19 protein-coding genes and 2 pseudogenes are annotated in these 19,686 nt (G+C 44.0%); 13 read left to right on the forward strand and 8 right to left on the reverse strand.

Annotated elements, in window-relative coordinates:
- Positions 1-248, reverse strand: a pseudogene (locus A6D97_RS21120) (hypothetical protein); the annotation flags it as partial.
- 326 nt (positions 249-574) lie between these two features.
- Between A6D97_RS21120 and A6D97_RS21125 the strand changes: the two are divergent.
- Positions 575-931, forward strand: coding sequence for a YibL family ribosome-associated protein (locus A6D97_RS21125; protein WP_017060971.1), 357 nt, complete (start codon positions 575-577; stop codon positions 929-931).
- 316 nt (positions 932-1,247) lie between these two features.
- A complete protein-coding gene (gltS, locus tag A6D97_RS21130) occupies positions 1,248-2,474 on the forward strand; it encodes a sodium/glutamate symporter (RefSeq protein WP_017060972.1) in 1,227 nt (408 codons plus the stop codon).
- 363 nt (positions 2,475-2,837) lie between these two features.
- Here the strand turns inward: gltS and A6D97_RS21135 are convergent, their stop codons facing one another.
- Positions 2,838-3,494 (reverse strand): NAD(P)H-dependent oxidoreductase, encoded by a 657-nt coding sequence (locus A6D97_RS21135; RefSeq protein ID WP_017061511.1) that lies wholly within the window; start codon positions 3,492-3,494, stop codon positions 2,838-2,840.
- A 291-nt stretch (positions 3,495-3,785) separates the two neighbouring features.
- Positions 3,786-4,652, reverse strand: a complete 867-nt coding sequence (locus tag A6D97_RS21140; protein ID WP_017065081.1) for a hypothetical protein — start codon at positions 4,650-4,652, stop codon at positions 3,786-3,788.
- Between the two features lie 569 nt (positions 4,653-5,221).
- Here A6D97_RS21140 and A6D97_RS21145 point away from each other — a divergent pair.
- The 3 genes from A6D97_RS21145 to A6D97_RS21155 all read left to right on the forward strand — a co-directional run bounded on the left by A6D97_RS21145 (position 5,222) and on the right by A6D97_RS21155 (position 9,033).
- Entirely contained in the window at positions 5,222-7,114 is a 1,893-nt protein-coding gene (locus tag A6D97_RS21145; RefSeq protein ID WP_017072359.1) for a PTS mannitol transporter subunit IICBA, read from the forward strand.
- A gap of 183 nt (positions 7,115-7,297) precedes the next feature.
- Positions 7,298-8,446, forward strand: coding sequence for a mannitol-1-phosphate 5-dehydrogenase (locus A6D97_RS21150; RefSeq protein WP_009846102.1), 1,149 nt, complete (start codon positions 7,298-7,300; stop codon positions 8,444-8,446).
- Between the two features lie 50 nt (positions 8,447-8,496).
- Entirely contained in the window at positions 8,497-9,033 is a 537-nt protein-coding gene (locus tag A6D97_RS21155) for an MltR family transcriptional regulator (RefSeq protein ID WP_206208218.1), read from the forward strand.
- Positions 9,034-9,319: 286 nt separating this feature from the next.
- Here the strand turns inward: A6D97_RS21155 and nagB are convergent, their stop codons facing one another.
- Complete coding sequence (gene nagB, locus A6D97_RS21160; protein WP_017057618.1) at positions 9,320-10,120, reverse strand: glucosamine-6-phosphate deaminase; 801 nt, start codon at positions 10,118-10,120, stop codon at positions 9,320-9,322.
- Positions 10,121-10,726: 606 nt separating this feature from the next.
- Entirely contained in the window at positions 10,727-11,080 is a 354-nt protein-coding gene (locus A6D97_RS21165; protein ID WP_017061517.1) for a DUF413 domain-containing protein, read from the reverse strand.
- Positions 11,081-11,234: 154 nt separating this feature from the next.
- Here A6D97_RS21165 and A6D97_RS21170 point away from each other — a divergent pair, with 154 nt between their 5' ends.
- Positions 11,235-12,125, forward strand: a complete 891-nt coding sequence (locus A6D97_RS21170; RefSeq protein ID WP_017061518.1) for a LysR family transcriptional regulator — start codon at positions 11,235-11,237, stop codon at positions 12,123-12,125.
- A gap of 183 nt (positions 12,126-12,308) precedes the next feature.
- Here A6D97_RS21170 and A6D97_RS21175 read toward each other — a convergent pair whose 3' ends face one another.
- Entirely contained in the window at positions 12,309-12,512 is a 204-nt protein-coding gene (locus A6D97_RS21175; protein ID WP_017061519.1) for a hypothetical protein, read from the reverse strand.
- 236 nt (positions 12,513-12,748) lie between these two features.
- Between A6D97_RS21175 and A6D97_RS21180 the strand changes: the two genes are divergently transcribed.
- From A6D97_RS21180 to A6D97_RS21190, 3 genes are all read left to right on the forward strand, one after another.
- Positions 12,749-14,197 (forward strand): AlkA N-terminal domain-containing protein, encoded by a 1,449-nt coding sequence (locus A6D97_RS21180; RefSeq protein ID WP_065585205.1) that lies wholly within the window; start codon positions 12,749-12,751, stop codon positions 14,195-14,197.
- Between the two features lie 25 nt (positions 14,198-14,222).
- Positions 14,223-14,705, forward strand: coding sequence for a methylated-DNA--[protein]-cysteine S-methyltransferase (locus A6D97_RS21185; RefSeq protein ID WP_017061521.1), 483 nt, complete (start codon positions 14,223-14,225; stop codon positions 14,703-14,705).
- A 171-nt stretch (positions 14,706-14,876) separates the two neighbouring features.
- Entirely contained in the window at positions 14,877-15,263 is a 387-nt protein-coding gene (locus tag A6D97_RS21190; protein ID WP_065585206.1) for a hypothetical protein, read from the forward strand.
- Here the strand turns inward: A6D97_RS21190 and nhaD are convergent.
- Positions 15,260-16,699 carry a sodium:proton antiporter NhaD gene (nhaD, locus tag A6D97_RS21195; RefSeq protein WP_065585207.1) on the reverse strand — a complete coding sequence of 480 codons (1,440 nt, stop codon included), beginning with the start codon at positions 16,697-16,699 and terminating at the stop codon, positions 15,260-15,262. The genes A6D97_RS21190 and nhaD overlap by 4 nt on opposite strands.
- Positions 16,700-16,808: 109 nt before the next feature.
- Here nhaD and A6D97_RS21725 point away from each other — a divergent pair.
- The 3 genes and pseudogenes from A6D97_RS21725 to A6D97_RS21205 all read left to right on the forward strand — a co-directional run.
- Positions 16,809-17,035, forward strand: a pseudogene (locus A6D97_RS21725) (YjiH family protein); the annotation flags it as partial.
- 746 nt (positions 17,036-17,781) lie between these two features.
- Positions 17,782-18,168, forward strand: coding sequence for an MAPEG family protein (locus tag A6D97_RS21200; RefSeq protein WP_004732742.1), 387 nt, complete (start codon positions 17,782-17,784; stop codon positions 18,166-18,168).
- Positions 18,169-18,176: 8 nt separating this feature from the next.
- Positions 18,177-18,701 (forward strand): hypothetical protein, encoded by a 525-nt coding sequence (locus tag A6D97_RS21205; protein WP_017067247.1) that lies wholly within the window; start codon positions 18,177-18,179, stop codon positions 18,699-18,701.
- A gap of 42 nt (positions 18,702-18,743) precedes the next feature.
- Here A6D97_RS21205 and A6D97_RS21210 read toward each other — a convergent pair whose 3' ends face one another.
- Positions 18,744-19,379, reverse strand: a complete 636-nt coding sequence (locus A6D97_RS21210; RefSeq protein WP_017061528.1) for an START domain-containing protein — start codon at positions 19,377-19,379, stop codon at positions 18,744-18,746.
- A gap of 49 nt (positions 19,380-19,428) precedes the next feature.
- Between A6D97_RS21210 and A6D97_RS22325 the strand changes: the two genes are divergently transcribed.
- Positions 19,429-19,551: a hypothetical protein gene (locus A6D97_RS22325; protein WP_017061529.1), complete on the forward strand. Its 123-nt coding sequence runs from the start codon at positions 19,429-19,431 to the stop codon at positions 19,549-19,551.
- Positions 19,552-19,686: the final 135 nt, after the last annotated feature.

The raw sequence follows: 19,686 nt of genomic DNA on the forward strand, positions 1-19,686 counted from the left end.
TCTCCCCCGCCATATTGAATGGTTAATGGCTTCTCAAACATGAAGAGTTGGTTTGATAGGTCGACCACGGTGTCATTAACGCCACTGCTTTGAATCTCTCGTTTGAGCTGCTCTTCTTCGGTATTTTGCGGTGTAGAGTACTCGACGATTAGGTTACTTTGGGTGGCTTGTTCACTAGATGCATAAGTTGTGGCAAACATTGCACTCAGGGCTAGGCTGCAGGTCAATGTTCGTTTCAATAATGTCATCGGCTATCCTTGTGATTACGTTGCGATTCAGAGTCGTGCTGGGGGTAACAACTCCAAGCTGTGTACCCTGATTTAGTTATTTCGTTAGAGTATAAGTTTAGACGGAATTTTGATGCATCGAGGACTGCAATTTTTGAAGTAGGCGCTATCCTATCAATGAATAATCCGCTTAGAGATTCGCCACAAAGAATAAGTAAGCTGAATGAGCGGTGTCGATGTGATTCGTTTCTATTGGTAATTAACAGATAAATTTCGGTTCAACACAACCCTTGTGCTATACTCCGCGCCCCAATCCGAATTGGCTTGTTTAATCTTAGGAAATTATTATGAGTGTTAAAAACGAACTTCAACAAATTAACAACCGTCTAGACAAGTGTCGCCACAAGTTAGATGCTGCTAAAACTCGTAATGATCGTCCTGTTGTTCGTCAGTTCGAGGAAGAGATTAAGAAGCTAACTAAGAAAATTGCCCAGCTTAAACACAAAGAAAGCTATGATGTGAACCAAGAGCGTAAGTCTCTGGTTGATATGCCATTTAGCCGTGAGATCACTAAGGCTGAGCAAGCGGATATGGGTAAACTTAAAAAGTCTGTTAAAGGACTCGTAATTGTTCACCCAATGACGAAGATCGGTAAAGAACTTCGCATTGAGGTTATGACTGGTTACGCACCGAAAAAATTCTAATTACCAGCGATGGTGATGAAAGAGGAGCTAGAAATAGCTCCTTTTTGCTTTTTTAGGTATTAAGAAAGCAGAGTCAGCGGCATAGATACTCACGCCGTTTTCAACTTTTAGGAGGTGATTGTTGTCACAAATCCTTTTATCTCCTATAAAAGTTAACGTGCTACTAACATGGTACTAAGCGATCGCAGTAATGTGTTCGCTTTTCGAATCCACACTTTCTCTCCAGTTTGTATAAATATAGGTAGAGCAGCACAAATAATTACAGATAAAACTAGACTCATTAGGGAAGATGAGAACGTAAAAAAATAGAGGTTATATGAATCAATTAATTTCAATTGGACCACTAGAATCCTTCCTAATCGCGATTAGTGTTTTGTTTCTAGGTCATTTCGTCAATGCAAAGCTTCCGATTCTCAAAAAGTACAACATTCCAGAGCCCATTGTCGGCGGCTTGATTGTCGCTTTTGCTATTACAGCCCTGCACTTTAACGGCCTTGATCTTGAGTTTTCCTTGCCCCTGCAGAACACGTTTATGTTGATGTTCTTTGCAACGGTCGGTCTTGCGGCGAACTACACGCAGCTGATAAAAGGTGGTGCTAAGGTATTCCTATTCTTAGGGGTAGCGTCGGTTTACATCATTATCCAAAACGGTGTAGGCGTAACCTTAGCTACGGCACTAGGCCTTGAACCCTTGATGGGTTTGATTGCTGGCTCTATCACCCTTTCGGGCGGTCACGGCACAGGCGCGGCTTGGTCTCAAACTTTTGCAGACACGTTTGGCATTGCAAATACGCTAGAAATCGCGATGGCTTCAGCGACCTTTGGTTTGATCATCGGTGGTATTATCGGTAGCCCAGTGGCGCAAAAGCTGATTGATAAAAACCAGCTTGAATCTGAGTACGGCACTGGCACGCAAACACATGAACGCTTCCCTGAACTTGTTACTTACAACGAGTATGAAGAAGACAAAGTGACGGCGAAGAAGGTGATTGAAGTGTTGTTCATCCTTCTTATCTGTATCACGGGTGCGAAGTACCTAGAGCAGTGGGTGGCGACTTTTGAAATTTCTTGGTTGATGATTCCTGACTTCGTTTACGCGTTGTTTATCGGTGTGTTCATCACTAACGTGTTTGAAGTGACTAAGCTGCATAAGACTGACAGCGAAACGGTCGATATTCTTGGTACGGTGTCATTGTCACTGTTCCTAGCAATGGCGCTAATGAGCCTTAAGCTTTGGAACATATTTGACCTTGCGATTCCGTTCTTGGTTATCCTGGCGGTTCAGGCGGTTGTGTTAGGTATCTTCTCTTACTTTGTGACGTTCAAAGTAATGGGTTCTAACTACGACGCAGCGGTTATGGCAGGTGGTCACTGTGGTTTCGGCCTAGGTGCAACACCAACAGCGGTAATGAACATGGGCTCTTTGGTGAACCGTTTTGGTCCTTCACCACAGGCGTTCATGGTGGTGCCAATTGTTGGTGCCTTCTTTATCGATATCGTTAACCTGATTATCCTTCAGGGTTACATCTCGTTTATCGGTTAATGTTCGCCTTTACTTAAACGCAATGTGCTTATCGCACTAAGATGAATACAAGAAAGCCAGTCTGTTGACTGGCTTTTTTTGTTCTTGTTTATCGAGGTTTTCTTGCCTGATACCCCTGCGGTTAGGGCTCTGTCACATCAATAACTAGGGCGTGTTGATCTTTCGAGCCGATAACGCAGTAGAAATGACCAGCAAACGCTGCCCGAAGGGTTCGAGCTGGGCGCCCCCGCAAAAAGCGTTTTACTCTTTGTTGAGGGAGGTTTGCTTAGAATGACTAGGCTACTTCTCCCTCACCGCGATTAAAACGCTTTTGACTAGGCGTCCCCATCCGAACAAAATTTAACCACGAAAGGTCAACACGCCCTAAAGTGTTGTAACGACTTCATCAAGAGCTAGGCGCGCTTTTGGTTTGCCGTAGTTGTAGTCTTCGCCGTCTTTGTGGTAGCCGATAGCTAGAGCTACATCAACAACGTGACCTTCTAGTTCGTCAGCAAACTCTTCGCTGATCATAGCTGCATCTACACCTTCCATAGGTGTTGAAGCGATACCTAGACGAGCTAGTGTGTGCAGTGTGTTACCTAGTGCGATGTAAACTTGAGACTTAGTCCAGTTACCGTTGAAACCTGTTTCGTCTGTGTTCATTTCTGCGAATGCGTAAGCACCTAAGAATTGCTCGTACATTTCAGCTGGTAAGTGACCAGAGCTTACTTCTGTATCAGCACGCTTCGCGAATTTCTCTTTAGTGTACTTAGGATCGTGAGCAAACAGGATCGTGTGTGACGCTTCTTTCGCATGTGGTTGGTTAAACTGGAACATGTTTTCGAAAGTATTGTGGAAGCGTTGTTTTGCTGCGTCACTCTCAATGATGATGAATTTCCAAGGCTGAGAGTTGATAGAAGAAGCTGACAAGCGAAGTGCTTCTTTGATTACTTCCATGTCTTCCGCAGAGATGCGCTTTTCTGCATCGTATTTTTTAGCTGTGTAACGAGTGTTTAGATCAGTAATGATTGGATGAGTCATGTTGAATCCTAATATCTATCAATAATAAATGTTGTAGGGTTTTATGTTCAGTTACGTCAACAATAAACGGATAACCAATTTAAACGAATCTCAATAGATTGAACGTCTAAATAGTTATCGAACATGCCCCAATAAATCGAGTATCTGCGGTAGCTCAAGTCGATGGGTGTAAGATAATAGAAGAATGACTCGGGAAAAATAGCGAACATATCAAATCACTATGGTTAATAATGTCCATAATGATTCAATAAGTGTGATCTTAATGGAGGTGGAATCTCTAGATTCAGTAGCTTAGTACGCTTTGATACCATATTGGCGCAATAATGGCGGAAGTACGCTGTCTAGGTTGGGGATATCTTCTGGCGTGATTTCGATTAAACCAAAACCATGCTCTTCATAGATTTTTCTCGTAGCTTCACGTTTATTTTCGGCGATTGGCGCAGAATCAGTTCCCCAGAACTGGATGTATACTTTGCCACTTGGTAGATAAAAATCGCTGATCACTTCTTTTGATATCGGAAGCGGACGCTCGTACGCATGGACCACTCCTGCCATATAAAGCCAGTTATCAATGATCAGCTCTCCCTTTGATCGAACATAATGCCCGTCTAAGCTTCGGTGCTTCGCCTTAAATTTCTGACGAAAACTGGAGAATGACACATCGGTCGAGTGGCTTTCAGCATCATGCCCTAGGAATTCAACAACAGACTGCTTTAAACGTTTATTGCGAACCAATGAGTCGTGCCATACCACGAATAAGTTTTGAGTCGCTTTGTCTTCTCTTTGTTCACCTCCGGCTTTTAAGCCTGTAGAGGTGACATGCCAACCGTCTTCTTCTTTTGTTATCCAACCAAGCTCGTTGAGCAGTAAGTTGATTTTCTTTGCGCTGAGTTGAAAGGCACTGCCAAGCTGGGTGGCGGTGAGTGTTTTTCCTGAGAATGAGTCCAAATCGATAAGCAGTTTCTCTGGCCAGACAATAAAGACACCAAACTTCTTGTGTTCGACATATTCCCCACCAAAGCTTTCTCCCCGTTCTGTGAGAATCCAACGCTCTTGTGAACGCACTATATAGCCCGCTGTTTTTAGATCGCTAAATAAAGCTTTAGCTTCTATGCCTTTTTGTTTAGCGAGTGCGGATGTGGAAATTTTGTCTGACATAGTCTTTTCTCAAATAGCGGAGTGATCAGCTGATGGGTGTTGGATATATATGATGCGATAGCGTTGGTAAATACCATATCACATCTATCAATGCTAACTGCAGTTCAGTGGTCTATGTTTTTAGTAGAGCGTTAGGTCTCGTTTTGTATGTTTAGCAAAATGTAGCTCAACCTGTAATTAAATTACAGATATCGCGATTTTGCTCATCTGGGTGCATATTTTATATACGTGACACGATGTTCTTTTATACGGTTTATATAGATCTTAGATGCTATATTTTATTAAATGTGACTTTAATCACTATTTATTTTTAAGTATTACAAAATAAAATGTGATCTAGATCGTGTGTTGATGATATCTATTCTCATTAATTTGGCTTTGTAATTTAAATTCATGGTGTTTTTGTGATCTAAGGTGTGCTTGTTAACCCGAAAGTGTTTTTCGTGTGTGATGGCTATCACGAAAGTTGGGCTAAGGTGCATTTTGGAAATGTTGTGATACATTTTAATCGACTTTTGAGTACACACTTTCGGTCATTTGACCAACCAATACATTACGGGGTTCTACCTATGTTATCACCAGAAGCAAAGATTAAGGTTCAAAACTTTGGTCGTTTCTTATCCAATATGGTAATGCCAAACATCGGCGCATTTATTGCGTGGGGTTTCATTACTGCACTATTCATCCCAACGGGTTGGTGGCCTAACGAAACGTTAGCATCAATGGTTGGTCCTATGATTACATACCTACTGCCACTATTGATTGGTTACACCGGTGGTAAAATGGTTGGTGGTGACCGCGGTGCGGTAGTGGGCGCTATCACAACAATGGGTGTTATCGTTGGTACTGATATCCCAATGTTCATGGGTGCAATGATTGTAGGTCCACTAGGTGGTATCGCAATTAAGAAATTCGATGAAGCTGTTCACGGTAAAGTGAAGAGTGGTTTCGAAATGCTAGTGAACAACTTCTCTGCGGGTATCATCGGCATGATCTGTGCGATCATCGCGTTCATCGTGATTGGTCCTGCGGTTAAGATTCTGTCTGGCGGACTTGCGGCTGGCGTAAACGCAATGGTAGAAGCGGGTGCACTACCTCTAGCATCTATCTTTGTTGAACCTGCGAAAATCCTATTCCTAAATAACGCAATCAACCACGGTATCTTCTCTCCACTAGGTATCCAGCAATCTGAAGAGATGGGTCGCTCTATCTTCTTCCTAATCGAAGCAAACCCAGGTCCTGGTTTTGGTCTTCTACTTGCTTACATGGTGTTTGGTAAAGGTAGCGCGAAGCAATCTGCTGCTGGTGCATCTATCATCCACTTCCTAGGGGGTATCCACGAAATTTACTTCCCTTACGTTCTAATGAACCCACGTCTAATTCTTGCGGTAATCGCAGGTGGTATGGCGGGTGTATTCACTAACGTAATGTTCGATTCTGGCCTTATCTCTCCAGCATCACCAGGCTCTATCTTCGCAATCTTACTGATGACGCCAAAAGGCTCTTACATCGGTGTTGTATTGTCAGTTATCGCAGCAACAGCAGTATCTTTCTTAGTGGCTTCAATTCTGCTTAAAACTTCAGCTCAAGATGACGACGAAGACTCTCTAGAAAAAGCTTCTGCACAAATGAAAGACATGAAAGCGTCTTCTAAAGGTGCAGCAGCAGAAGCAAACGTAAACCTAGCGGATGTAAAAGCAGTTTATGTAGCGTGTGATGCGGGTATGGGTTCAAGTGCAATGGGTGCAGGTCTACTACGTAAGAAAGTAGCAACAGCTGGCCTAGACATTGAAGTAACCAACTACGCAATCAACAACCTACCGGCTGATTCGCAAATCGTTATTACGCATAAAGACCTAACAGACCGTGCTCGTAGCACTGTGCCAGGTGCGATGCATATGTCTCTAAGCAACTTCCTAGACGGCGGCGTATACGACCAACTAGTTGCCGAGCTTGTCGATGCTCAAAGTGGTGAAGCGAAAGTAGAAGCTCCGGCTCCTGCAGCAGCTCCAGCGCAAGAAGGCAACAAGCTTGCACTCACTGACGACAGCATCTTCCTTGGCCTTAAAGCGACTCAAAAAGAAGACGCAATCAAGTTTGCTGGCGAACAATTAGTAAAACTTGGCAACGTATCACCAGAATACGTAGATGGCATGTTTGCTCGTGAAGAGCTTGTGTCTACTTACCTAGGTGAGTCTATCGCAGTACCACACGGCACAATCGAAGCGAAACAGTACGTACAAAAAACCGGCATCGTTTTCTGTCAGTACCCTGAAGGTATTCAGTGGGGCGAAGATGAAGATGATATCGCGAAGATGGTTATCGGTATTGCCGCACAAGGCGATGAGCACAACATGGTGCTGATGGCGATTACCAATTCACTCGATGATGAAGAAGCTGTGGAATGCCTACAGAACACAACAAACCCTGCTGATGTTCTACGTATTCTCAACGGAAACTAAAAAGCTCTAGTCAAGCTCCTGAGTGAAGGAGGCCGGTATCCCCCTACTGGCCTCATTTTCGGTCTTAATCTTTCTAACAAGATTCAGTCTGAATAGCTTACTGCTTAATGCCTAGGGCACATCGTCAAGGCATGTTGTTGAGCAGTTAGCTATCTAGATTCAAATATTTATAAGGTCAAAATTATGAAAGCGTTACATTTTGGTGCAGGTAATATCGGTCGTGGTTTCATTGGTAAGCTTCTTTCTGATGCTGGTATGAAGGTTACGTTTGCTGACGTAAATGAAACGGTTGTAAATGCGTTAATTGAACGCCAAGAATACCCAGTTAAGATTGTTGGCGAAGAGTGTGTTGTCGAAGTTGTTAAGAACGTGACAGCAGTAAACTCAGCGACAAGCGCAGTAGTAGATTGCATTGCTGAGTCTGATCTTGTGACGACTGCAGTGGGCCCTACGGTTCTTAAAATCATCTCTAAGTCTATCGCTCAAGGCATTGAAAAGCGTGCAGCAGCAAACAACACTGCACCAATGAACATCATCGCGGCAGAGAACATGGTTCGCGGTACTAGCCAATTAAAAGCAGCCGTGTTAGAGCACCTTTCTGATGAAATGAAAGCGTTCACTGAAGAGCACATTGGCTTTGTTGATTCTGCGGTTGACCGTATTGTTCCACCGGCAGAAGCGGGCGAAACAGATCCTCTAGCGGTAACGGTTGAAACGTTCAGCGAGTGGATCGTAGATCAAACACAATTCAAAGGTGAGATTCCAAACATCCCAGGAATGGAATGCACTGATAACCTAATGGCTTTCGTTGAGCGTAAACTGTTCACGCTAAACACAGGTCACTTGGTAACGGCATACCTTGGTGTGCTTGCAGGTCATGAGACTATTAAAGACTCTATCGAAGATGACGTAATCCGCGCTGAAGTAACAGCGACGATGGAAGAGAGTGGTGCGGTTCTGATTAAGCGTTACGGCTTTGATCCAGAAGCACACGCTGCCTACATCCAAAAGATTCTAGGTCGTTTTGCTAACCCGTTCCTACGTGATGAAGTAGACCGCGTTGGTCGTCAGCCAATTCGTAAACTGAGCCCGCAAGACCGCCTAGTTAAGCCTCTAAACGGTACATTAGAGTACGGCCTACCGAATGCTCACCTAGTAAAAGCAATCGCTGCTGCGTTCCATTACAAGAACGAAGACGACCCACAAGCGGTTGAACTTCAAGCAATGTTCGCAGAAAAAGGCTTTGCTGAGACATTAGCGCATTATTCTGAGCTGAATAGTGACTCAGAAGTTGTTAAACTAGCGGAAGAAGCTTATCTAGCATTGAAATGATAAACCATCAAAGTGCCACACCAGTGGCACTTTCTTATTGTCGAGCCGTTATGCCAATACAAACAAGCCATGAAACTGAATTACTCGAAGCCCTTTCGGAAGCTGAGAGTGCTAGCGCTTGCCTAATGGCTGCTTATGATGCATTGGACGACACGGTAGATGCCGTATTAAAAAACATCTTTAAGAAAGACGACACTGCAATTAAGTTCGTTGTCGAGCCACTTCTCAACAGTGGTGGGCCGTTAGGCGAGATCATGATTCGTGCTAAGTTGCTACTCGGACTTGGCGTGATCAGTAAAGAACTCTACGATGATCTAGAGGTTTTCGTTACCTTGAAAGAGTGGGCGAAAATACAGGGTGAAGACACCAGCTTTACAGAAGTTGATGTGATATTTGAGCTCAACAAGGTGCACGCGATTCAGCGTATTATGCCTATTGAATACGACCCTGAGATGGTGAAAACCATGTCTGGTCCAATGTTAGAAATGTTCTTGGGTCGACATAACCAGAAAGTGAAATCCACGATCGTTTTGGCTATTACAGACATCATTAACACCTTGTGCCGAGATAACGCGCTGAGTTCTTAGTTTTTGCTATTGAGTTCATAGCTTGAAGCTTTCGCTTGAGCTTACACCTAAAGTGTTTATTTAGCTTATCTAGCTTTAATTCGTTTTATCCATCTTAGAATATACCGTCATTGCGGTTTCTCTTGTTTGAGAAATCGCTTTTTTGTTTTTGTGCTTCTAAAAAATATCCGAAATATCTTCCCATTAAATACAAAAGCAGCAGGCACAAAAAAAGCCACATTCAGTGGCTTTTTCTATTCAAGACGCTCTCTTTATAAAAACGCCCTGCTATTCAAGACTATAGGAATTATAGGTCTTGGATGTTCTCAGCTTCTAGCTCTTGGAAGTAGCGTAGAGTCTTAACTTTTAGCTCTTGTTGAGCTGGCTCATCAGCAACGATGATAGCTTTACGGTGCATCTGTAGAGCTGTAACAGTCCACATGTGGTTTACAGAACCTTCGATAGCCATTTGAAGCGCTTGAGCTTTGTTGTGGCCTAGAGAAAGGATCATCACTTCTTCTGCATCTAGAAGAGTCGCAACACCGATAGTTAGTGCGTATTTAGGAACTTGGTTGATGTCGCCATCGAAGAAACGAGAGTTCGCGATACGAGTGTCTTCAGTCAACGTTTTGATACGAGTGCGTGAAGATAGAGAAGAACCTGGTTCGTTGAATGCGATGTGACCGTCGATGCCTACGCCGCCCATGAACAGGTTGATTTTGCCGTATGAACGGATTTTCTCTTCGTATGCTGCACAGTGAGCATCGATATCTTCAGCTTTGCCGTCTAGCAGGTTGATGTTTTCTGCTTGGATATCAACGTGGTTGAAGAAGTTCTCGTGCATGAATGTGCGGTAAGACTCTGGGTGGTTAGGGTCGATGCCAACGTACTCATCCATGTTGAATGTTACAACGTGCTTGAAGCTAACTTCGCCAGCTTTGTAAAGTTCAATTAGCTCAGCGTAAGTAGTTAGAGGTGTGCTACCAGTAGGAAGACCTAGTACAAACGGACGCTCAGCCGTTGGAGCGAACTTGTTGATTGAATCTGCGATATGACGAGCAGCCCATTTACCTACTTTAGCTTTGTTGCTTAATGGAATAAGTCTCATTGATTTTGCCCCTAGAAATAAAATTTTATAGTGTTCTGAAACATTAATTCGCATTATAAAATAAGTTATCCAGTTCCGCTATTGTTTTAGGTCAAGTTTTTGCTTTTTTCGTCGTAACTGTGACTGGAACTCTCAAAATTGCACAATTATTGTATGGATATTTGGTGGCGTTAAACAAGATTAATACGTTTGTCATATACAGCAATGTTGATCTAATTCAGCACCTGAAAGGGTTGGTGTGTTTCTATGCCTTGATACGATTATTGCAATAATGGCATCGCTCGAACCATTGACGAATTTTGGTGCATTAACGTGTTTCGAGTATAAACAAGCGTTGAGCGTATAGTTGAAACTAGAAAAATAATGATGGCAATGGAGCGCTATCGTGATAAAAGACAGGGGCAGGATGAAGAACGATGAATCTCAGTGGGATGAATACCCATAAGATTGAACGAGAGCTGTGTTTTAGTCACGCTATCGCTATGAATTGTATATAAATATTGGTAAAAATGGATAGGTTGGCTAAACTTACCAATTACAAAGAAGATGTGTGTTTGAAGGCAAAAAAAAGCCCAAAGTGATGAGGTATCACTTTGAGCGATTTTACTAATCTTCTAACACTAACTCACTTTCGTATTCTTCCCTAGATACGTCGCCGCGTTTGCAGCCGTTTAGGGTGTGAAAGCGACGGCGTCCACGAGCCAGTTGAATGTACTTCAACCAAACACGCTCTAACTTGGACTTTGCCTTATGAGGGTGAGACAACACTTTAATGAAGTGTTTTTCTTCTGCATTGATTGGTGCTAGTTCACCAGTTTCAAGTGCAAGCATAGTGTCACCAAACAAGGTTAGGATTTCCTCTTCTGAAAGAGTAAAATCACCCGACTTAGCGAACCCTCTCGGGAATTTAATGGTGTCATAAAAACGTTTTTTTCCGTGTCGGAATTCGGTCTCAGACATATCAGCCTCAGTAATGTGGTTAGATAGAAATTAGTGTTTATTGCTCACGCGAAAATATTGTTAAAAGGCTAAAATAGGAAACAAAATGTTTTTGCCTTTACGATAAACAATCCTAGATCGGCTAGTTAGCAGATTTATTACAGAGATGTATTTGATGGATGTGAAAGTATTTAGAACCTTTCTTGAGGTTGCAAGGGTGCGCCATTTTGGGCGTGCAGCTGAAAACTTGTATTTAACACAAGCGGCGGTGAGTGCGCGGATCAAACAGCTTGAAGGCTATTTTGATACTCAGCTCTTCATTCGTGACCGCAATAACATCAAACTCACATCTTCCGGTGAACGTTTGATTGGTTATGCCGAAGTGATGGTGTCCACCCTACAACAAGCCAAATTTGAGCTGTCGTTAGAGAGTGGTAAAGCCTTGCAGTTAACGCTGGGCGGCACGCCGAATATTTGGGATGCGTATCTGCAAAACTGTTTAAGTGTGGTAACCGACTCTTTTGGTGGTTACGGCTTTATGGCAGAGGTGATGGGGCGCGAGCAACTGAACCGTAATTTGTTAGAACGAACCTTAGATATGGCTTTCGCGTTCGATCAGATCAAAGCAGAAGAGCTGAACTGTAAAAAAGTCGCTGACTTGGTTTTGGTGTTGGTATCAACGCAGCAAGATGATCTGGAATCTGTATTTCAACATAAGTATGTTTATGTGGATTGGGGAACGCGCTTTGGTTCTGAACACGCAGAACGTCACCCTAAAGTGCCAGCACCGTACCTACGTACCTCTACAGCCCGTATCGCCCTCGATTTCATTTTAGAGAAAGGCGGCAGTGCGTATCTTCCGGTGTCTCTAGTCGAACCTTTTATCGATTCGGGTCAGCTGCACAAGGTGAAAGGGGTTGAAGACTGGTATCTCCCAATTTATCTGAGCTACCGTAAAAGCAGTACCTCGGTTGATGCGATCATGCAGGTTGAGAAGTTGGTTAATGAGATTGACCCATCGACGGCTTACACATTGCAGCAAGCCGCTGAACAAGCACCTGAGTAACGGCATTCGCGGTAAGCAGTGGCTTTGCTGATTAGATTCAATAAAAAATGGCTCCCAACTAATTGTATAGTTGGGAGCCATTTTTGTTTTAAACCAGAAATGTACTTCTTTTCGGAACTAGAGATCGTTTCTAATTCCATAAATATCGTTTAAGCCTGGTATGTGTAGCCTTTATTAAAAGCCCTATAGGTTCATTAGATTCTCAATAGACTCTTCAAGAGAGTGTGACATGTACGAATGGATTTGATTGCCATCCGTTGCGTCAATCTCGATCATAGAAATCCCGTTGTCCGCTTTGTCTTCAAGAAAGCTTAGAGACTGCTCGACTGATTGACTGGTGAGAACCTGTTGATTTGATAAAACAATACGACATGTGTGTAGAACCATAGCCTTTTCCTTTTTATATTCGATAGGTCTCTGCATCTTGGCGTGCTAAGTACCGATCGTTGACGTTGTGAGAAGAATGTCCTCTCTAGGTTAAATTTAGTCGAATTGAATAAAATTAAAACCCTTTTTTGTGATTTATCTGACCTTCGCTTCCGAAAGTGGCTAGCGACAATGGTGGTTCACGGTAAACTTTTAGGTATCGGATCAAACGCTATGGTAAGTGGTAAGAGTACGGCATGTCGAAAAAGATCAATCACAACAGCAGCTTAACCAGTGAGCAGTGCCATTTGGCTCGATATGCACGAGATGCTCGCTTTGATGGGATGTTTTTTACAGCGGTGAAAACGACAGGAATTTTTTGTCGCCCGATTTGCCCAGCCACACCACCCAAAGAAGAAAATGTCGAATATTTTTCCCATCAAGCTCAAGCATTGAAAGCGGGATATCGTCCTTGTTTACGTTGTCGACCAGACAGCGCACCTTTTTCGCCGGCTTGGAAGGGCGTCGAAACCACTTTCTTACGTGCGATGCAGTTGATTGATAATGGCGCTCTGAATTCAGGATCTATCGTCGACCTTGCAACGCGGTTAGGTATTTCAGATCGTTATTTACGAACCTTATTCGACAATTACATCGGCGTGTCACCCAAGCAATATAGTCTGTACAGTCAATTGATGTTTGCCAAGCAGTTGCTGCACACCAGTAGCATGAGCATTACTGATGTCGGCTTTGCTAGTGGCTTCAATAGTACGCGCCGTTTTAATGATGCCTTTCAAAAAGAGCTGCAGCTTTCGCCAAGCCAAATTAGGCGAGCGAAGCCAAGTGACACTCAGAGTAATCATATTCAGCTTGGTTTTCATGGACCCTTAGATTGGAACCACTTGTTGAGGTTTTATCGACGAAGAATGATTGAGGGCTTAGAAGGCGTTGGCGAAGATTATTATAAGCGCACGGTAAATGTGAATGGTTCTAAAGGCTGGTTCAAGGCCACCTTAGTAAAAGAAAACCGCTTAGATATTGAATTTGAGTTGGACGATATAAGCCAATTAAGAAGTTTGATTGCTAACATTCGACGTATGTTCGACCTTGATGTCGATATTGCCAAGGTTGAGGCTTTTTTTATGACCATTGATCCTAACTTGGTTGCCAAGAGTGGTATCCGTATTCCTGGCGTTTGGAGTGCTTGGGAGGCTGGTGTAAGAGCGATTCTAGGGCAGCAAGTCTCAGTAACAGCAGCGATCGGCCAACTCAACTTACTGGTGCGAGAGATTTCTGGTACGCATCAAGCTTCTGTTTTACAAGAGTTGGCTAATTCCCAAGAGTGCTCTGAATTACAACAAATTGCTTATGCATCTGAGAAAGCGTATTTCCCAACACCTAAACAAATAGCTGATGCTGATGTGAGCTTTTTAAGAATGCCGGGAAGTCGTAAGGAAACTTTAAAGCGTTTTGCCGAATACATGGTCGACAACGAAGCCGAACACCCTTCTAAGTGGATTGACCTAAAGGGCATTGGGCCTTGGACGATTCAGTACGCGCTGCTCAGAGGGCTAAGTGAGCCTAACCACCTGTTGATTAGCGATTTGGTGGTGAAGAAGTTCATTGAGCATCGCTCTACGATTAATACAGAGAGTGTTTCGCCTTGGGGTAGTTACGCCACGTTCCACTGTTGGAATCAGTCTTAATCGGAATACTAAGCTAGGAGATATCATGGACAACCGTTTTACTTACTATGAGAGCCCATTGGGAACCGTGACGTTACAGGCGAACGATGAAGGCTTGCTCGGCCTTTGGTTCGAGACACATACCACCAAGCCGGAACCGTTGGGTGTTCAAGATGATAGCTTTCCGATCTTTGCATTGGCTATCGAGCAGCTTAATCGCTATTTCTCGGGCGAAGCTATTCAGTTTTCTGTGCCGATTGCAGCCAAGGGCACGCCATTTCAGCAGTCGGTTTGGCAGGCGCTGACGACCATTCCTTATGGAGAGACTTGGAGCTATGCACAACTGGCCGATGCGATAGGCAATCCGAAAGCCGTTCGTGCTGTGGGTTTGGCGAATGGCAAAAATCCGGTTTCAGTGATTGTGCCGTGTCACCGTGTGATTGGTAAAAACGGCAAACTGACGGGTTATGCAGGTGGCGTAGAACGTAAACAGCACTTATTGGTGATAGAGGGAAGAGAGCAAGACTAGCAAGCGATTTAGCCATGAGCCTGTCGAGATGCTGGCTGAATATCTCGTACTACTTAATGGTGAAGGCGAGTGGTTCTTAAAATATGACTTTGCATTAAAATCAACGCTTTCTAGGAAATATCGATTTGGTTGCATATTCTTTGACTATGTTCTCTAGGCAAGGATGCCCAAATGAATAGATTCCCCTTACTAATATCTGGCTGCAGCTCTGCATTATTGCTAACTGGCTGCTTAACCGACACGAGTCGCCCCTTCGAAGTACCACAGCTTGTTTTGTTCAAAGGCATGTATGAGAACGCTGAGAATGGCAGCTATTTAGTGTTCGAATCGGGGCAAGTGACTTATCAAACTATGGGTAATACCGTTACCCGCACGTATCGTGTCGAAGATGATTTGATCAACATTAAATTAAATTCCGCAAATAGTCGAGTTGACCCTGGATTGGTAATGCGGATTCAACATCAAGGTGCGGTACTCACCTGCAACCGCTGCCCAGCGATGCAACTAAGCAATGTCTGGACAAGGGTTGAGAAGCCTTTGGGCGAGTTGTCTAATTAGAAAAGAGCGCTGTTAAGCCATAAGTGAGCGACGATACTGACGGCATAACCTATCATGATCACTGGCATCCATTTTAAGTGCCCAAAGAAGGTGTATTTCCCATGCGCTGCCCCCATCAACGCCACGCCTGCTGCACTACCAATAGACAACAAGCTGCCCCCAACACCTGCAGTTAAGGTAATCAATAGCCAGTTACCTATCGACATCTGTGGCTCCATGGACAGCACCGCAAACATCACCGGAATGTTATCGACAATAGCCGATAAGATCCCCACCATGACGTTGGCCCAAATTGGATCCCATTGGCTATACATCACGCCCGAGGCTAATTCCAAGTATCCAAGTAAACTCAAGCCACCGACACACATTACGACGCCGTAGAAGAACAGCAACGTGTCCCATTCGGCATGCGAAACTCTTCGAAATACATCGAATGGCACAACAGAACCGAGTCGTTTCAGGGCGCCTTCATCGTTATTGGCGATCGCCACCGCTTTTTTCTTCGCGAGTGAGTTGGGTAAAGTCTTACGTAAGTAATAACCAAAGAACTGCAGGTAGGCGAGTCCCATCATCATCCCCATCACAGGAGGGAAGTGGAGTACGGCATGGAAAGCAACCGCGGTCGCTATTGTCATGATGAACAAGAATACGATTCGTCTTGCACCACGTTTTAATTCAACGTGTTGATGAACCGTGTCGGGCTGAGTCGTAGGTACAAAATAAGACATGATCAACGCAGGGACGAGGTAATTCATCACCGAAGGGATAAACAAAGGAATGAACTCACTAAAACTCACATAACCAGCCTGCCACACCATTAGCGTTGTGATGTCACCGAATGGACTGAACGCGCCGCCAGCATTGGCGGCTATCACGATATTCACACAAGCGAGATTAACGAATTTAGGGTTAGAGCCTGCAACCTTGAGAACAACGGCACACATCAATAGAGCTGTCGTAAGGTTGTCGGCAATAGGCGAGATAAAGAAGGCCAGAATACCGGTTATCCAGAACAGAGAGCGGAAATTGAAGCCTTTGCCTACCATCCACGCTTGCAGCGCATCAAACAGTCTTCTCTCTTCCATGGCGCTAATGTATGTCATGGCGACGAGCAGAAAGAGTAATAGCTCGGCGTATTCCAGAAGGTTGTGTTCGAGCGCTTGTTTGGCGACTTCAACAAGGTTGTGTTCTTGGTAGGTAAAACCAATGATTATCCAGATCAGGCCCGCTGCAAGTAGAACCGGCTTGGATTTTCGGAGTTTTAGGTATTCTTCCATCATCACCACGATGTAGGCGACAACGAAAATAGTCAGCGATAGGTAGCCAGCAAATGAACTGGTTAGCTTAAGTGGCTCTCCCAACTGAGAAGTGGCAGCAGCTGCTACCGTTGAAAAGAAGAATAAAGAGAGAACAGCTGAAAGCTGGATACCTAGCATGGATTACGCTCCGAAGTTAATAAGTTATTAACACGGGTAAAAGCGTAGACCTAAATAAGCATGTGGGGTGTGATAGATATCTTAATAATTCAATAGATTATAGTGAAAAAGAAAGACGGTGGCGAAAGTATTAGCTTTGATGGATACTCCTGGCAACTCAGGCTTAGCATTGATTGCGTCGCTTCAAAGTACTGATGCTGGCGCGGGGCGATCGTTAACTTCTTCTCTTCAGGTACAGTACTGTTCACCCTTCCAGTTATGGATGGTTCTTTGGCGGTAACTTCGTCAATTGGCCTAGCGGTTGCTGTGATGTTTATCTTCAAGTTTGTTGGTGCAATACATGGGACGTATCATGGGACCAATTGGTATTGAAGGTCGCTATATTCCAGTGATGATCGCGATTTCAGTATTGAATGCCTTTGGTGCAATGTTCTTGATGAACATTATTTTGTAACGTGACTTTGAACGGTTAGTTGCGAACAGCTTTCAGACGTTACAAAAAAGGAAACCCCGTTTGGCTTTCACCAAACGGGGTCTATTCTTTTCGTAGCCATCCTGCTACTGCGCGTTACTTATCTTTCAATAGGTAACTGGTGCTCCCTGCATCGTTCCTTGACTTGGCTAAATCCTTTAACCTATCCAATTCATCGCCTTCCTAGCGGTGTCCTTGCTAACTCATCATCCTGACAAGCGACTCTATCCTAGAGCAAAACTTCCTTGCTGATAACTCATCCTAAGTCATCAAATCTTCATCCTGAAGATACCTAATCCGTTAGGCTTTTTCCTGTTCCTGCCAAAACTCCCTGTCGACATGTGTATTAAACACTGCAGAGGCTTTACTCACAATCCACCTCAAGAAATAAATGTACTCACTAACCGAAAGAAATATGCGTGGATTCATACAAAACAAGGGGTTGGGTTTGTATTTTAGGAATTTTCTGCGAAGCTTGATTGTGATCTCTTACGTTCGGTGTGAGAGATCTCTTACAAGTGCTCGGGCGTGATTATCATTTTATCTTGGCGGTTAATGTCGAAAAGATAGAAAAGAACACTGAGTTAAGACAAAACAATAGGGAAATATGATGGTTACAGCACTTTACGCAGCTCTGCTGACGGTAGTAATGATTTGGTTGGCGATTGAAGTTATTAAGCAAAGACGAATCAATCTTGTTGCTCATGCCGATGGCGGTGTTGAGTCGTTACAGATAGCACGTTCGGCACAAAGTAACGCGATGGATTACATCCCAATCACGGTGATTTTGATGGGGTTGCTAGAGATGAATGGGGCTGGTGTGTGGCTTATTCATGTCATTGGTGTGGCGTTTATTCTGGGGCGAGTGATTCACGCTAAAGGGATCTTAGCGAAGAATTTCAAAGGCAGAAAAGTGGGTATGGTGTTAACGCTTATCTGCATGATCTCTTTGATTGTCCTAAACTTAGCTTACCTACCTTTTGATAAAATGTTCTAGGGAGCATTATGGCGTTGCGTCTTCCTCCTGCTTGGGCGATTGTCCTCGCAGGCTTGATACTCAACATCATGGCGATTGTCATGTCGAGCTTGGTGCTCGATAAAATTGAAGCTGAGAAAGCGGAGTACAACGATCGCAAATACGGCAATGTGTACTCAATACAGCTTGCTTGGAATACGATTGAAACCCTAGAGCGCAAGCGTGAAGCGATTTTGATTCACCTTGATAAACTAGAAACGGTGCAGCCGACCACGGTTCTCGACGAAGCACTGCGTGGGCAACTTAGGCGTTGGGTGAGTAGCGAAGTGCCAAGTATCTCTTTGGCTCACTTACCGAAACTGATGATGCTGATAAACAGTGCACAAGAAGCGCAACGAACTCGAATCGATGATTACTATTTGGATAACCTGACCTTGGTTGAGTTAATCCAAAGGCTTGATGAGAAAATGGCTTTCTATAAGAACATCGCCCTGTTTCTTCAAGTATTTGGCTTGGCGCTTATCTTAGCTCGCGACCTCGCTAGAAGACCTTAATCTTTAACCTTAATGCCTCCATTTACTTATCGACTTGTATCGTTAGCGAGACTCATTTGGCAGGTTAGGGTGCTGTTGGCCTTGGTACTTTGGTAACTGTTCTTTTAGCCCCTTAAACGTGCTCAGTGCACTGCCTATCGATAACTTGTTCATCAACCAATTTGGCAAGATGCCCCCTGCGTTCGCATACGCGGTGTAGGTGATGTAGGTATTGCCATTAGTCAGCGGTTGCAGTGTCCAAAGTGCGTCCACATCGTAGATTCGAATGTACCCCGACTCTTTCGCCAAATAGTTCGACGCATCCTTTATCGACAAAACAAACTGCCCACCCTCGATGCTGTATTTTGAGTAGGTCACCATGTCTCGATCTCTGGCAGGCCACGGTGCTTTGAATTGGGTATAGACGATGTTTTCATCTTCAGATATCTGCATCAACACACGGCTTTGCGATACATTATCTATCCAGTTTGGCACGTTCTCACTGTCTTCCAATAACAGTAAAAAACCGGAGTAAGTGGTGGGCGTTTGCATCTGTGCTCGTATTTCGACCAAGCCTTCGCTGTGTGGCCTTTTATCAATCATGATGCCATCTTCACTTTTGACGAACTGCCATGGGTTGGCATAAGTCAGTGTCGATAGGGCGCAGAGGCCGAGTACCAAAATCTTAGGTAATGTCATTATTCTTCCATAAAAAGAAAAGCTTATCTGCTAGGAGTATAGAATAGAAATGGACTTAGTAGGTGTTGCCAATCGCTTTGGGTTGGCCTCTTTGGGGAAAATCCCAATGAAAACGGAAGCGTTCGGTCGCTTCCGTTTTATTCTTGGGCAATGGATAAGCGCTGTAGGCTAGAGCTTATAGGCTTCTACGGTTTTGATGGTTGTCCAGTTGCTGTTGGCGTCTTGGATGAACTCTTGTGTATTCTCCAGCCAGCGTTTCTGAACCGATTTGTCTAAGTTCAGATACAACTTTCCATCTTCCAACTTC

The sequence above is a fragment of the Vibrio sp. ZF57 genome, from assembly GCF_001691235.1.
Taxonomy (GTDB): Bacteria; Pseudomonadota; Gammaproteobacteria; order Enterobacterales; family Vibrionaceae; genus Vibrio; species Vibrio crassostreae_C.

Bases quoted from the DNA above. Each gene is read 5' to 3' on its own strand.
- A6D97_RS21125 (WP_017060971.1), top strand. From the start codon at position 575: ATGAGTGTTAAAAACGAACTTCAACAAATTAACAACCGTCTAGACAAG.
- gltS (WP_017060972.1), top strand. From the start codon at position 1,248: ATGAATCAATTAATTTCAATTGGACCACTAGAATCCTTCCTAATCGCG.
- A6D97_RS21135 (WP_017061511.1), bottom strand. From the start codon at position 3,494: ATGACTCATCCAATCATTACTGATCTAAACACTCGTTACACAGCTAAA.
- A6D97_RS21140 (WP_017065081.1), bottom strand. From the start codon at position 4,652: ATGTCAGACAAAATTTCCACATCCGCACTCGCTAAACAAAAAGGCATA.
- A6D97_RS21145 (WP_017072359.1), top strand. From the start codon at position 5,222: ATGTTATCACCAGAAGCAAAGATTAAGGTTCAAAACTTTGGTCGTTTC.
- A6D97_RS21150 (WP_009846102.1), top strand. From the start codon at position 7,298: ATGAAAGCGTTACATTTTGGTGCAGGTAATATCGGTCGTGGTTTCATT.
- A6D97_RS21155 (WP_206208218.1), top strand. From the start codon at position 8,497: ATGCCAATACAAACAAGCCATGAAACTGAATTACTCGAAGCCCTTTCG.
- nagB (WP_017057618.1), bottom strand. From the start codon at position 10,120: ATGAGACTTATTCCATTAAGCAACAAAGCTAAAGTAGGTAAATGGGCT.
- A6D97_RS21165 (WP_017061517.1), bottom strand. From the start codon at position 11,080: ATGTCTGAGACCGAATTCCGACACGGAAAAAAACGTTTTTATGACACC.
- A6D97_RS21170 (WP_017061518.1), top strand. From the start codon at position 11,235: ATGGATGTGAAAGTATTTAGAACCTTTCTTGAGGTTGCAAGGGTGCGC.
- A6D97_RS21175 (WP_017061519.1), bottom strand. From the start codon at position 12,512: ATGGTTCTACACACATGTCGTATTGTTTTATCAAATCAACAGGTTCTC.
- A6D97_RS21180 (WP_065585205.1), top strand. From the start codon at position 12,749: ATGTCGAAAAAGATCAATCACAACAGCAGCTTAACCAGTGAGCAGTGC.
- A6D97_RS21185 (WP_017061521.1), top strand. From the start codon at position 14,223: ATGGACAACCGTTTTACTTACTATGAGAGCCCATTGGGAACCGTGACG.
- A6D97_RS21190 (WP_065585206.1), top strand. From the start codon at position 14,877: ATGAATAGATTCCCCTTACTAATATCTGGCTGCAGCTCTGCATTATTG.
- nhaD (WP_065585207.1), bottom strand. From the start codon at position 16,699: ATGCTAGGTATCCAGCTTTCAGCTGTTCTCTCTTTATTCTTCTTTTCA.
- A6D97_RS21200 (WP_004732742.1), top strand. From the start codon at position 17,782: ATGGTTACAGCACTTTACGCAGCTCTGCTGACGGTAGTAATGATTTGG.
- A6D97_RS21205 (WP_017067247.1), top strand. From the start codon at position 18,177: ATGGCGTTGCGTCTTCCTCCTGCTTGGGCGATTGTCCTCGCAGGCTTG.
- A6D97_RS21210 (WP_017061528.1), bottom strand. From the start codon at position 19,379: ATGACATTACCTAAGATTTTGGTACTCGGCCTCTGCGCCCTATCGACA.
- A6D97_RS22325 (WP_017061529.1), top strand. From the start codon at position 19,429: ATGGACTTAGTAGGTGTTGCCAATCGCTTTGGGTTGGCCTCTTTGGGG.